The sequence below is a fragment of the Alteromonas sp. MmMcT2-2 genome, assembly GCF_022348305.1.
Taxonomy (GTDB): Bacteria; Pseudomonadota; Gammaproteobacteria; order Enterobacterales; family Alteromonadaceae; genus Alteromonas; species Alteromonas macleodii.
The window spans coordinates 130,128-143,600 of sequence record NZ_JAKRFA010000001.1; the positions used below are offsets into that span (position 1 = coordinate 130,128).

General features: G+C 46.4%; 7 protein-coding genes and 1 pseudogene. 3 read left to right on the forward strand and 5 right to left on the reverse strand.

The window, feature by feature from the left end; translation table 11 throughout:
* Nucleotides 1-127: 127 nt before the first annotated feature.
* The 3 genes and pseudogenes from nhaC to MHM99_RS00560 form a co-directional block, all read right to left on the reverse strand.
* A pseudogene (gene nhaC, locus MHM99_RS00550) lies at nucleotides 128-1,615 on the reverse strand (Na+/H+ antiporter NhaC).
* Nucleotides 1,616-1,847: 232 nt separating this feature from the next.
* Entirely contained in the window at nucleotides 1,848-4,400 is a 2,553-nt protein-coding gene (locus MHM99_RS00555) for an exo 1,3/1,4-beta-D-glucan glucohydrolase (protein WP_049585652.1), read from the reverse strand.
* Between the two features lie 12 nt (nucleotides 4,401-4,412).
* On the reverse strand, nucleotides 4,413-5,675 hold the full coding sequence (locus tag MHM99_RS00560) for a sugar MFS transporter (RefSeq protein ID WP_049585650.1): 1,263 nt from the start codon (nucleotides 5,673-5,675) through the stop codon (nucleotides 4,413-4,415).
* A gap of 205 nt (nucleotides 5,676-5,880) precedes the next feature.
* On the opposite strand from MHM99_RS00560, the gene MHM99_RS00565 reads away from it, so the two are divergent.
* Genes MHM99_RS00565 through MHM99_RS00575 form a run of 3 tightly spaced genes read left to right on the forward strand, consistent with a single transcriptional unit; the run spans nucleotide 5,881 to nucleotide 9,829 of the window.
* Nucleotides 5,881-7,239, forward strand: a complete 1,359-nt coding sequence (locus MHM99_RS00565; protein ID WP_049585649.1) for a GH1 family beta-glucosidase — start codon at nucleotides 5,881-5,883, stop codon at nucleotides 7,237-7,239.
* A gap of 18 nt (nucleotides 7,240-7,257) precedes the next feature.
* Nucleotides 7,258-8,259 (forward strand): LacI family DNA-binding transcriptional regulator, encoded by a 1,002-nt coding sequence (locus MHM99_RS00570; protein ID WP_014977687.1) that lies wholly within the window; start codon nucleotides 7,258-7,260, stop codon nucleotides 8,257-8,259.
* A 1-nt stretch (nucleotide 8,260) separates the two neighbouring features.
* Nucleotides 8,261-9,829: a sugar porter family MFS transporter gene (locus tag MHM99_RS00575; RefSeq protein ID WP_049585647.1), complete on the forward strand. Its 1,569-nt coding sequence runs from the start codon at nucleotides 8,261-8,263 to the stop codon at nucleotides 9,827-9,829.
* A 19-nt stretch (nucleotides 9,830-9,848) separates the two neighbouring features.
* Here the strand turns inward: MHM99_RS00575 and MHM99_RS00580 are convergent, their stop codons facing one another.
* Both MHM99_RS00580 and MHM99_RS00585 read right to left on the reverse strand, forming a co-directional pair.
* Nucleotides 9,849-11,438 (reverse strand): ATP-binding cassette domain-containing protein, encoded by a 1,590-nt coding sequence (locus MHM99_RS00580; protein ID WP_239217708.1) that lies wholly within the window; start codon nucleotides 11,436-11,438, stop codon nucleotides 9,849-9,851.
* Nucleotides 11,428-13,317, reverse strand: a complete 1,890-nt coding sequence (locus MHM99_RS00585) for an ATP-binding cassette domain-containing protein (RefSeq protein ID WP_239217709.1) — start codon at nucleotides 13,315-13,317, stop codon at nucleotides 11,428-11,430. Before MHM99_RS00585 ends, MHM99_RS00580 begins: the two co-directional genes overlap by 11 nt.
* Between the last annotated feature and the right edge of the window lie 156 nt (nucleotides 13,318-13,473).

The following is a 13,473-nucleotide window of genomic DNA, read 5'->3' on the forward strand; positions in this document are numbered from 1 at the left end:
CAAAGAATTGAATGCCAATAAGTCGAGTGTACTACAGTATTAGAGTCATCAGACTTTAACACTGTAGTAACTAGTTTTAGCTACGGTCACTTGCGCGTTTCAAGCGACTGTTTTCGCTTATCCAACATTACTCGGTAACGGGCGTTCCGTCCTTGTTAAATTTCGCTATTTCGGCGCCAGAAGACTCCCACTCTTCCTTTTCAGCTTTAGTGGCTTTGGGTGAGAACCAACCGACATAGGCGTAAAATATTCCTATTAGGGGCGCCGTCCAACATGCAAAGGCAAGAGGGATGTACAGCAGGTTTTCTAAGTTTGCGCCAGAAATACCCAGGCCAAGAGCAGATATCACAAACGCACCACCGGCATTCCAAGGGATGAGCGGAGACATTAACGTGCCCCCTTCTTCAATGCCACGGGACAGGTTAAGCGTGGAATAACCCATGCCTCTATAAACGGGTGAATACATTCTTCCCGGCAAGGCTACCGACAAGTACGGGTCGCCAGCCACCAGATTAGTAGAAAACGCCGTACCAACCGCTGCTATCTGTGTACCAGCAAAGGTTTTCGCTTTGCTCTTTATTGCATTGATAATGCTTCTTAGACAGCCTGTCGTTTCTAACGCTCCACCGAAACCAAGCGCAATCAATACCAATGAAATAGTCCACATCATTGACTGAACGCCGCCGCGATTAAGCAAACTATCTATTTCAACAATATTGGTTTAAATGGCATATCCGTTATTTGCATAATCGAAAACGGCTTGCAGACTCTGACCTTGCATAAACATGGCGAAAGCTCCTCCCACAACCGCTCCTGCAAATAACGCAGGAAGGGGGGGAATTTTCTTTAAGGCCAACCCCATAACAACAAGCGCTGGCAATAACGCCCACCCCGTAACGGTAAAGTTATCTTCTAATGCACTGGTGATACCTGCAATTTTTGCAAATGAGACGCTCTGAGCATCGATAACGAAGAAGCCGACGCCAAGGTAGATCAGAAATGCGAGCACCATGGCAGGGATTGTCGTTGCCATCATATTCTTGATATGTGAAAACACATCGGTACCTGTAACCGCTGGAGCAAGGTTTGTAGTATCCGACAGCGGCGATACCTTGTCTCCGAAAAAGGCGCCTGAAACTACTGCTCCCGCCGTCCAGTACATGGGGATATCGAATCCTTCACCGATACCCATTAATGCTAAACCAACGGTGCCTACGCTGCCCCAACTTGTGCCTAAAGAAACTGAAACGACTGCACAGATAACCATACCCGCGGCCAGAAAAATTTGGGGAGACAGGGTCTTTAACCCGTAGTAAATAATGGTGGGTACCGTACCGCTGGCTATCCAAATACCTATGATCATCCCTACGACAATAAGTACACTTACCGACGGCAACGCAACATGGATAACTTTAAAGATTCCTGCCCGCACTTCTTCCCACGTTAGACCAAGATAAGTACCAACAAAACTTGTTAATGCTATGCCAATGGCAAGCGGTATATGAGGCTCAAACACGCCGAAGTAAAATATCTGGGTGCCGAGGATTAAAAGCGTCAATACAACAGGTGTTAACGCAAGTAAGAGACTTGGTGTTGCACGCTGTTCATCTGTCATTTTACTACCCTGTAATTTTCCCGAATGACAAGGATGAATGCAGGACGGAAACACGTCTTATCTACTTTCATCTCACCAACGATTGTTGTTTATATTACAGGTTGGCTACGGGATGAACTGCATAATAGATCGATAAACGGAAGGCTCAAGGTCGGTGCAAACAAAAAAAAGCCGCCAGTTTTTGAGGTTGGCGGCGTTGTTTTTTCTAGTAGCGTTGAGAGCTACTTACTGTTTAGTTTTGGCAACTTATACTCGCCGATTTGTCAGCCTCAGGGGTAAACTGAATATCTGCCACACTCAAGCTAGCCTTCCCTGAACTTCCCAGCTCAAACGGCACAACAAGGCCGGTAAAATCGATACCTTCATTAACAAAGCACTGTAGGTCAATACTTATGTTTGTCCATGTGTCAGCTGGCATTGCCTTTAGCTGCTCGCTAATATCAATTTGAGTTGAACAGCTGCCCGCTGCGTCTCCCTCGCCTTCACAGTTCATGCCTACGGTTACAGGTGCATTTATGTCTGAGTGACGACTAACGTTAAAGCTTAAGGCACCATGCGTAAGTAGTTGCGCACTTAAATCTTCACGGAAGAAGCTCTTGCTTGCAAAACGCATAGCGGCGAACTCGGTGCCATCGAAAGTGATTTTACGCGCATCTTCCTGCACTTCCTTATCAACCGTACGATAAGTAATGGCTCCAACAGTATGCGTGCTTGCGTTCACTGCCAGAGAATCATCACCAGAGTAGAGCCATAATACCCAAGGTGCCTCAACCGAGCCCTTTAGAATTTCCATCGGCTTGTTGCTGTCAGTACTCACCTTAATTTCAGTATTTAGCGTATCGCTTAGAACATTGTCATCGCTGTACGTTAAGCCGAAGCCATAAGGCAGCAAAGGTTCATAGGTTTCATCGCCCTTGTTAACGATCTGCTGAGGCTCTGACGGCCAAGAGAAAGACAGCTTGCCTTTAAAGTCCTGCTCACCAAACAAAACGTCTGCCACCGCTGCACCTTCAGAGCCAGGAAGCCAAGCTGCAACAAATGCATCAGATGCATTAAGCTCTGCGTTAACCCACATCGGACGGCCGCTGATAAACACCGACACCACGGGAATTCCCTGAGATTTCAAGTTTTCGAGCAACGCTAGATCCGTCTTGCTACCGTGTTGATAAATTAAGGTTTCTCTGTCGCCATGACCTTCTGCATAAGGCTCTTCACCGAACACCACTATGGCGACATCAGGTTTAGTTTCAAAGCTACCGTCAACCGATAGCTGTACGTTACCACCAGCATTGTCTACATGTGCTTTAATACCGTCATAAATAGAGCTGCCGCCAGGGAAGTCATCGTTGGTATTATTTGTGCCTTGCCACGTAATACTCCAACCACCTGATTGCTTGCCGATGTTATCCGCACCATCGCCCGCTACCAATATGCGTTTGCTTGCAGAAATCGGGAGGGTTTTATTTTTATTTTTCAGCAGTACCAGAGACTCGCGCACCGCTTGCGCCGCCACTTCTCTATGCTCTGCCTTACCAATAAGCGAACGGTCGCCAGATAACGGGCGGTTTGCCGGGCTTGGCTTTTCGAAAAGTCCAGCGCGTACTTTCACTCGAAGAATTCGGCGTACCGCATCATCAATACGCGACATAGGGATGGTGCCGTCGTTTACTTGAGCAAGAGTGTTGTCATACAGCACCTTCCAATCGTTTGGCACCATGAAGATATCTAAGCCTGCGTTAATGGCCTGCGCACAATCTTCGTTGTTGCAACCTTTAACTTGCCCATGACCGTTCCAGTCACCGACTACAAACCCGTCAAAGCCCATTTGCTCTTTAAGTACGTCGGTTAGTAAGTATTTATGACCGTGAAGTTTCTCGCCATTCCAGCTATTGAACGACGCCATAACAGATTGTGCGCCCGCCGTTAGTCCGCCCACGTAGCCTTGGGCGTGAATATCAAATAACGCTTGTTCGCTGGCAACATTGTCACCTTGGTCATCACCGCCAACCGTACCGCCGTCACCTACAAAGTGCTTTACCGTGCTAATTACACGCTGGTCGCTTAAAAAGTCTTTGTCAGCCGCGCCTTGAAGACCTTTAACCACTGAAGCAGCATACTCTCTAACAATGGCTGGGTCTTCAGAATAGCTCTCGTAGGTTCTGCCCCATCGGTCATCGCGAACCACAGCAACGGTAGGCGCAAATACCCAATCGATACCTGTTGCCATGACCTCTTTAGCTGTAATGTGCGCAATCTTCTCTACCAGTTCAGGGTTATTCGCCGCGCCTAATCCAATGTTGTGAGGAAACAAGGTTGCGCCTATAACATTGTTATGACCGTGAACAGCGTCTGTCCCCCACATTGTAGGAATTGTCGAGCCGTCCAAACTGTCATCGATGGAAGCCTGATAAAGCTTTTCTGCAAGTGCTACCCAGTCTTCTGGTGTGGCGTGCTTGTCGTTATTAGGGAATGCACCACCGCCGTTAAGATAAGAACCAAATCCATATTTGCGCATATCTTCTACCGTGATATTGCGAATTTCAGGCTGGATCATCTGCGCAATTTTTTGCTCGGTAGTCATGGTAGACAGAATTTCTTCTACCTTAGTTTCGACAGTAGCGTTTGTTTTAACTTCAATATCTAGTTTAGGCCATACCTCGCCCGCTTTGTTTGGCTGTGGCTCAACGTCATCGACTGAAGCCGTATTTTTTTCAGCTGAACATGCACTAACTAAAACGCCAACCAATGCACCGGTAACAACTTTCGCGATTATACTTTTTCGCATTCTTAATCCTCGTTACTTTTCAGTGGTATTAATGTGAGATACGCGACTTCCTACAAGGCCATAGTAGGCAATGTAAAGGTAGCAAGAAGCGGGTAGTAAAAATGACAGCGTAACGCCGATAGTGTCTGCCAGCATGCCCTGAAGAAGTGGAATAATGGCGCCGCCAACTATGGCTAAACAGAGAATGCCAGAACCTTGTGGGGTGTCTTTTCCTAGCTGGTGAAGTGCAAGGCTAAAAATGGTGGGGAACATGATTGAGTTAAACAAACCTACTCCCAAAATACTCCACAGCGCTATATCGCCTGTGCTTGAAAGTGATAGCAAAATAAGCGCAATAGCCATACAAGCGTTAAACGCCAGTACATAACCGCCTGAGATTTTTTGCATAACCACAGCACCGATAAAGCGCCCTACCATCGCGCCTCCCCAATAGTAGGCAAGTAGCTTGGCCGCCCCTGCCTCACTTAATCCGCCAACCGCCGGACTCGCTAGATAATTCACTAGCATGCTGCCAATAGCCACTTCCGCGCCGACATACATAAAAATGCCGACAGCGCCTAAAACAAGGTGCTTGTGATGCCATGCACCTCCTTTAAATACTCCAGTGCTTGCGCTGGTGTGATTTAGCTTCGGCAGCTTTAAGTACATGAAAATAAGAGCCAGAAGAAGCAGTGATGCAGCAAGAATTAGGTAAGGCACTTGCACGTCTGAAGCGCTTGGCGTACCGCCTCCGTGCTCTCCTGTAGCGCCATATATAAGATAAGAACCGAAGAAGGGAGCCACGGTTGTACCAAAAGCGTTAAATGCTTGGGTCATGGTGAGTCGTGACGAGGCAGTTTTAGGGTCGCCGAGTACCGTTACATAAGGGTTGGCAGACACCTGAAGTACGGTTATACCAGACGCTAATACAAAAAGAGCTAACAGAAAAATACCGTATATTTGACTTGATGCAGCGGGGAAGAACAGCAAGCACCCCACGCAGGCTATAGCGAGCCCAAGTACAATACCTTTCTGGTAACCAATGCGCGACACCACCATGCCTGCAGGCAGTGACACAATGAAATAGGCACTAAAAAAGCAAAACTGAATCAGCATTGCTTGTGTGAAGCTAAGGTTGAATGCACCTTTTAAGTAAGGAATAAGGATGTCATTCAAACAGGTAATAAAACCCCACATGAAGAACAGCGTGGTGAGTGAGATAAGCGCAAAACGGTATCCACCGTTTGCCTCTGCCTCTTGGGCGCTTGAAATATTAGGCTGCACTGGTGTGTCCACGAATAACCTCTGTTGCTATTTTTCTATTTAATGATAAATTTACATTTGAAAGCGCTTACATCTAACTACAAGTGATTTTGTAAGCGCTTACATTGAAGAGATAATTACACGAAGCGTAATCGAATTCAATGTAAATATGATGTTATTTGACCTGTCTAGCGCAGGGTTAATATGAAAAAATTGTTATAGTCAGGACATACCCACGATGCAAGAAATTAACCTTCCATCCAATTCAATGATGTTGTCGAAAGACTTTTTGTTTGGTGTGGCTACATCAAGTTTCCAAATAGAGGGAGACAGAAAAGGAAGGTTAGATTGTATTTGGGACACGTTCTGCGAAAAGAAAAATGCCATTACTGATGCCACTAACGGTGACATTGCCTGTAACCACATAGATTTGTGGAAACAAGATGTAGAGCTAATTGATTCTCTTGGTGTTGATGCTTATAGACTGTCTATCTCTTGGCCACGAGTGATGAAACAGGACGGTAGCGTAAACGAAGTGGGCATGCGCTTTTACGTAAACTTAATCAATGAAGTTATCAAGCGCGGCATGAAAGTGTTCGTTACGCTTTATCACTGGGATTTACCGCAACACCTTGAAGACAACGGTGGCTGGCTTAATCGCAACACAGCCTATGAATTCGAAAAATATGCTGAAGCCGTAGCAAACGCGTTGGGCGAAAAAGTCCACTCTTACGCGACATTAAATGAGCCATTTTGTTCAGCCTATTTGGGTTATGAGGCAGGCATTCATGCACCTGGAAAGACAGGCATGGCAAATGGTCGAAAGGCAGCGCATCACTTATTGCTTGCTCACGGTTTAGCGTTGAAGGTGCTTAACCGAGTTTGCCCAAAAAGCCAAAACGGTATCGTACTTAACTTTAGCAATTGCCATACAAAAAGTGATTCACCCGAAGACATACACGCCGCCAAACTCGCCGATGATTACCACAATCAATGGTATCTAAAGCCTATCATTGAAGGCAAATATCCAGACATTATCGATAAGCTCGCTCCCGACGTTAAGCCAGACATTGCGGAAGGTGATATGGCTATTATTTGCCAACCAATCGATTACTTAGGCATTAATTATTACACCCGCACTGTGTATCAAAGTGATGGCAATGGTTGGTTTGAAATTGTGCCTCCAGCCACAACCGAATTAACCGCAATGGGCTGGGAAATCACTCCTGATGCCTTTACCGAGCTGCTTGTTGATTTGCACCAACGCTACGACTTACCGCCTATTTATATCACTGAAAACGGAGCAGCAATGGATGATGAGCTCATAGATGAGGAAGTGTTGGACAATGGGCGTACCGCCTACTTCCACACCCATTTAAATGCGGTAAATGAAGCAATAGAAAAAGGCGTAGACATACGCGGATATTTTGCATGGAGCCTAATGGACAACTTTGAGTGGGCGCTGGGCTATTCAAAGCGTTTCGGCATAGTTTATGTCGACTACGAAACCCAAAAACGTACGCCAAAACAAAGCGCTTTGGCTTATTCAAAACTGGTTAAGAGCCGGATAAATGGGTACATTAGCGGTATCAAATAAGGACAAGTACCAAACCGTATGGCAACAATTTACCAAGTATCAGAGGCCGCAGGTGTTTCGTTAGCTACCGTTTCTCGCGTTATGAATGGCAACGCGAAGGTAAGCGAGCGCACCCGCAAAAAAGTAGAGGACGCTATGGCATCGTTGGGATATCAACCCAATGCCATTGCGCAATCTCTTGCGTCAAACCGCACTAACAGCGTCGGTTTGCTCGTATCTGAACTGCACGGCTCTTACTTTGGCGACTTGATGAGTACGGTAGAACATGTGCTTAAACAAAACGGTAAGCACGTTATTATTACCGCCGGTCATGTGGATGAAAAGCGCGAGCACGAAGCTATTGAGTTTTTAAAAAGCCGCCGTTGCGATGCCCTGATTCTTCACGCTGAAGCCGTCTCCGATGACTACTTAAAAACACTAGTAGACAGTAAGATCCCCGTTGTTGTGATAAACCGAAAAGTGGACGCTCTCGACGAGAACTGCTTTGTTGTGGACAACGAAAGAGGCGGCTACATGGCAACGAAAGCTGCTATTGACGCAGGCCACAAAAAGATTGCGTACATTAGCGGCCCGCTATTTAAAAAGGATGCGAGCGATCGTCTGGCAGGTCACAAAAGAGCCCTTCAAGAAGCAGGGGTTACCTTTCGTGAAAACAGTGTCTTTGAAGGTGACTTCCACGAGTCATCAGGCCAAGAAGGCATGCAGCATCTTCAGAGAACATTCTCTGACTTTACCGCATTGGTATGCGCGAACGACGAAATGGCCTCTGGTGCAATGACCGCCGCAAGAGAAGCGGGATTTGATATACCGTCACAGCTTTCTATCATTGGCTTCGATAACGTACTGTTTTCGCGCTATCTTTATCCAAAACTCACTACCATTAATAACCCTATTCACGCTATGGGAGAAATGGCTGCTTATTGGGTGCTACAACATGTTTATGACATAAAAAGCCCTATTCCTATTGAGCACTTATTTGAACCCGAAGTAGTAAATAGGGACACATTAGGCAAATTATAAAATGAATAAAGCCCTGTCTCCGTCGCTGTATTACACACTCATTGTCTCTCTTGGAGGGTTTATTTTTGGCTTCGATGCCAGTGTGATAGCAGGAGCCAATGGCTTTATCGATGCCGAATTTAACCTAAGCGATTGGCAGCAAGGCTTCGTCGTAAGCTCACCGACACTAGGTGCGCTAATAGCCATGCTATTTGCCGGTGGCGTTAGCGACGCTATTGGCAGGCGCAAAGCACTCATTCTTGTCGCTTTCCTTTACCTGCTTTCTTCTGTCGGCTCAGCCTTAGCCCCTAATTTCGAACTATTAGTGCTTTCTCGCTTTATTGGCGGCATTGCGTTTTGTTCGCTGATCATTGCCCCGCTGTATATTTCGGAAATAAGCGCTCCAGAAAACCGAGGCAAAATGGTGTCGGTGAACCAGCTAAATATTGTATTTGGCTTCGCCCTTTCCTATTTCACCAACTATTACCTGTTGCAGCTCAGCAATAGCGGTGCAGGTTGGGTTACTGAATGGAGTATAGATACGCATTTGTGGCGCTACATGCTGGGCTTGGAGGTTATTCCCGCTGCACTATGGTTTGGTTTACTGTTTACTATTCCGCGTAGCCCCAGGTGGCTGGTACTCAAAGGCCAACACGAGGAAGCCGAACAGGTTATAAACCGCTTATTCGACAAAGCCCAAGCCAGCGCTCTTGTTGAAGATATAGCGTCTTCACTTAAAGAAAAGTCGTGGCCTTTTCGTGAACGCCTAGGCTTTCTAAAGGCAAAGGCCATGCGATTTCCGTTAATGGTCGGCATTATCATTGCCATTGCTCAGCAAATTACCGGAATTAACGTTATCTTTTTTTACGCGCCCACGATTTTTGAACAAAGCGGTGTAGGTACCAATGCGGCATTTATGCAGGCTGTATGGATTGGCTTGGTTAACGTAGCATTTACCGTAGTCGCTATGCTAACTATTGATAAATGGGGAAGAAAACCGCTGCTACTGATTGGCTTAACTGGCGTAGTGATCAGCATGTCTATTTGTACCTATGGCTTTAAACAGGCGACATATCAAGTACAGCAAACGGCCATAAACGAAATACAGCAAGATGCGCCGAGTGTGGCAATAAAGCTAACTCCACTAACCAGCGATATTTATTATTCAGACGTTGAGTTTAAGCGCACGCTAAAGACCACACTTACCAGCGACGAATACGATGCGTATCAGCAACCATTGCTAACCAGCAGTATTAATATGAATGCACCTTTAGTGTTGTTTGGCATCATTGCGTTTGTTGCTTCGTTCGCGATGTCCCTTGGCCCTGTGATGTGGGCGATGCTTGCTGAAATTTTTCCGAATCAAACCCGCGCTTTGGCTATTTCATTAGTGGGCATGGTGAATTCACTCACCAGTTTTCTAGTTCAAGTTGTTTTCCCTTGGGAGTTGGCCAACTTGGGAGCCGCGGCCACGTTTGCAATTTACGGCGGGTTCGCCTTAGTCAGTCTGATCTTAGTTGCCAAGCTCTTCCCAGAAACAAAAGGGAGAACCTTGGAGGAAATCACAGAAGAATTTGAGCGATGCGCTTAGCTGAGGTCAATCCTGTATATTAAGGCAACCTGATAGCATGCTGACCTGCACAAAGGTTATCCATTCTCGCCTCTTCTAATGGTAGTGTTGATGATACATTCAACGCGCTTGGGATAACGTGAGAAGCAACAAGGATAAGATGGTTGGCGGCGTAGCGATTTAATACCTCACACACTTTATGTTGAGTAGTTACATCCAATCCCTCGAAGGGTTCATCAACAAGCAACACTTTTGCGTGAGATAAAATAGCGCGCGCTAAGGCTAGTCGCTTACGCTCTCCCCCAGAAAGCGCCCTTCCCGCCTTGCCAACCCACATAGACAACGGCAACAGTGCCTCTAGCCCTAATTGAGCCAACAGGTTAGTCATGTCATCAAGGGGAATACCCATTCCGGCAGGGTCTAAATTTGAAGAGACACTGCCAGAAAGTACTATTGGCTCTTGTTCCACATAGCGCCAGTTTGTAATTAAGCCATCGGGTATACGCATGCCATCCACTTCTTTAAATCCAGTAGAAGGCACAACCCCCGCAATTGACTGAAGCAAAGATGACTTACCACAGCCGGACGGCCCGGATATACATACGATGCCAGTGGCTGGGAATGTAGCGCTAACCAAAGGTAAGCGTCTATTTTTGGCAGTATAGGCAGATAACGTGAGTGAATGGTGCAGTTCGGTGGGTTCAAGTACTTTAATGGGTGAGGTTTTGAGCTTCTTAAGGGCTTTCGCGCTTTGTTTGTGCTGTGCAAACTTGGTAATGCTGTGAAAAGCTGCACCAGCCCAATCAGGCGCAGCCATCAATATCATGGGCACAACAATAGCAATAGGCATATACGAAAAGTCAGATATTGGGCTAACTGCGCCCGACATAACTAACACTACCGCAAAAAATGCCGCGCCTTGAAACCACCAGCTCGCGCGTTGCGCTTTGTCTTTCTGCGTAGTTTGTTGTCGCCACACCCTGTCAGCACTCGGCACACTATTGATCACATGCCCACTCTCTTCCTGCGGCTTATCTTTCATTGTTTTATTTAAGTGCCATAAAGCGCTGCAGTTAAGGAAGTCGGCTGACTCTTGGCGAAACACTTTGTTTTCCTTTGTCGCTTTTTTCGCAACGTTTAAACCACTAAAGCCTTGCAGCACAACGATGAAGAGCCAAATGACAAAAAGTGTAAGTAAAAACGAGGTGCCGGGAAGGTCAAACCATACCGCAGCAACGCAAAGGTTAGTGAATATAAATGTGATGTTAGAAAGCGGAGCTATCCAAGCAATCCACCGACTGGCAAGCGTTTCGGTATGCTGGGCTAATGCTTCTGTTGTGAATGCTTTGTCGGTAATTTCACTGTTTTCAAGTTGACTGAATACAAGCAAGCGCCCCTCTGCGATACGGGTAAGCAAATCGTTATGACCCACCCACATACTGGCATATCCCGAAGCAATGCGAAGTAGTGCTAGCGCCCGAATAACCACCGCGGGAATAACGTAATTAAAACCTATTGGTGCAATAGCGCTGATAGCAATAAACCACGAAGAAATAACAAGAATAGTTATTCCTGCCATACCATGTAAAAGAGCAAGCAGCAGCGTGAGATAAGCCGGTTTACTTTTCATCAAGGCCACACTCCTTTTGATTGGCATTCGCCTTAAAGCGCGTTGCCGTCACGCTGCTACAACCTTGCGGGTATCCATCTTGTACTGCGCCTCTTTTGCTTTTAAGCCCTGCCTCTGATTTTGACTTTGAGCTGAAGTTTGAGTTGGAAATAACGTCTTGTTCAGGCGTGCTTCGCGATACCGTCCAAAAGCGGTTAAACCAGTTTGCAGGGAGGGCTTTGTGAGAAGCCCAAATCAGTGTTTTATCTTTGCCCAATCGTTCAATTAGCTGTGCCAATCTTGTGTGCTGAGCATCAGGTAAATGGGCCGTGGGTTCATCGAGCAACCATATATTGTCTTTGCGCAACAGCGCTCTCGCAAGCGACAGCCTTTGCGCTTCTCCACCTGAAAGCAGCGGATAATCCGTCATTACCGTATCAAGCCCCAAAGGCAATAACGACAGCCACAAGTCAAGTTCTACTGCTTCTAGCGCTTTCATAAGCGCGTCGTCTGTATAGGTGTCGTTCAAGCACAAATTTTCACGCACGGTACCTGGCGTGATCACGGGGTGCTGGGTTATCCAAATTACCGGTTCACTGAATGTATGTGTGCTAGATCTTTGACCACCTAGGGCTTCTAATAACAGTGTTTTACCCGAACCTGAGCGCCCGCTAATAAGTATTTTGTCGCCCTTTGATACTTCTAGAGATTCAGCGTGCAAAAGCACAGACGGCTCATCAACATCCGTTGTAGCGCAAGAGCTTTGCGAGTGAGTTTGCCCGGCGTTAATGTCATAGACCTTAAGATTGTTAGCCGTTAGCAATACACCGTGTTCTGAAAAATGATAGTGGGATGTGGCAATGTTAACCGCGTTCACTGCACTACTATCAAGATTTTGCGTGAAGCACGAGAATAACGGCGCGAGTTCAGTTTTGGCTGCTTCCGCTTGCGCCTTCTGATGGTATACCTGCCCCAACTTTTTCATTTCACTTAGCAGCAAAGGTACGGTCAGCAATATCCATAAGCCTTGCTGGAGCGTTATTTCCGGCCCAATACTCAATTCACCTAACAGTGAAAAACCAATAAATACTGCCGTAAGTGCAACCGCGAGTGTTGCGAAGAAGTCGAGCACGCTGTTGGACAAAAAGGCTACGCTCACTACTTTCATAGTACGCGCATTCAAGTTTTCACTGGCATCTTTTAGCAGGGCAGTTTGCTTTTGATGCGCCTGATAGCTAGTCAGCATAGGCAATGCAGCTAACCTATCAGTAAATAAACTTCCCAAACGTTCAAGGGCGATAAAGTGCTTTCGATGAAGGGCTGCCGCCCCTTTACCCACAATAATCATAAAAAGTGGCACTACTGGCAATGTAAGCAGTAGGCCAATCCCTATAATGGGGTTCACATAAAAGATAACGGCTAAAGCAAATAATGGGACAACAACTGCAATCAATTGCTGCACTCGATATTCAAGTGCCCAGTCAGCAAAAGCCTGTAAGTGCTGTAGCCACAACGTTTGCCAATAGTAAACCGAGTGCAGTCGAATAAGCGCATGTTGACGCTCAATGAATACGTGTTGTAGGTGCTGTTCGAGCTTGTTTAACACCTGCATTCTTGCACTACTAGATAAGGCATTGAATGCGCCTTGTAGCAGCCAGCTAAGCCCCAGAGAAACGGCAAGTCCTGTGACATCACTCGCTGTTGCAGGAGTCTGGTTTACTACCCAGTCATGAGCAATATGTGAAAAATAATAGAACCCAATAATCAAAGAAAAAAGCGACAAACACTTAACCATTACTAGGGCCATAAGAGAGGTACGCAAGCCAAGCGACTGCGCCTTATCTATCTTATTGGACCACGCGTTGAGCGTTTGCCGGTTGGGAACTTTTTCTTTGATCACTGTGGTTTTGACTCATCTTTTTCGTTACTTAGTAACGAGAGCAAATCTCGCATTTTTTTTCATTCTTTTCGAAGTGGTGGTGGGCTGGCTGCAAGAACGCTCCAACACCTGCCAACTAAACTGATGACTCGGTGTTCACCCGTTTTCAAACCTTCA